1 rRNA gene is annotated in these 806 nt (G+C 46.5%); it reads right to left on the reverse strand.

Annotation, left to right across the window (positions count from 1 at the left end):
* Positions 1-796, reverse strand: a 23S ribosomal RNA gene (locus HMPREF3247_RS07650); the annotation flags it as partial.
* Between the last annotated feature and the right edge of the window lie 10 nt (positions 797-806).

An 806-nucleotide genomic window follows, 5' to 3' on the forward strand; every position in this document is an offset into this window, starting at 1 on the left:
TTTCAACGTAAGTCGGTTCGGTCCTCCATTCAGTGTTACCTGAACTTCAACCTGACCAAGGGTAGATCACCTGGTTTCGGGTCTACGACCAAATACTAAACGCCCTATTCAGACTCGCTTTCGCTACGGCTCCACATTTACTGCTTAACCTTGCATCAAATCGTAACTCGCCGGTTCATTCTACAAAAGGCACGCCATCACCCATTAACGGGCTCTGACTACTTGTAAGCACACGGTTTCAGGTTCTATTTCACTCCCCTTCCGGGGTGCTTTTCACCTTTCCCTCACGGTACTGGTTCACTATCGGTCACTAGAGAGTATTTAGCCTTAGGAGATGGTCCTCCCAGATTCCGACGGAATTTCACGTGCTCCGTCGTACTCAGGATCCACTCAAGAGAGACAACATTTTCGACTACAGGATTATTACCTTCTTTGATTCATCTTTCCAGATGATTCGTCTAATGTCGTCCTTTGTAACTCCGTATAGAGTGTCCTACAACCCCAACAAGCAAGCTTGTTGGTTTGGGCTCTTCCCGTTTCGCTCGCCGCTACTAAGGGAATCGAATTTTCTTTCTCTTCCTCCGGGTACTAAGATGTTTCAGTTCTCCGGGTGTGCCTTCTGATATGCTATGTATTCACATATCGATAACATGACATAACTCATGCTGGGTTTCCCCATTCGGAAATCTCTGGATCAAAGCTTACTTACAGCTCCCCAAAGCATATCGTCGTTAGTAACGTCCTTCATCGGCTTCTAGTGCCAAGGCATCCACCGTGCGCCCTTAATAACTTAATCTATGTTTCCA

The organism is Staphylococcus sp. HMSC36A10, from assembly GCF_001838845.1.
Taxonomy (GTDB): Bacteria; Bacillota; Bacilli; order Staphylococcales; family Staphylococcaceae; genus Staphylococcus; species Staphylococcus aureus.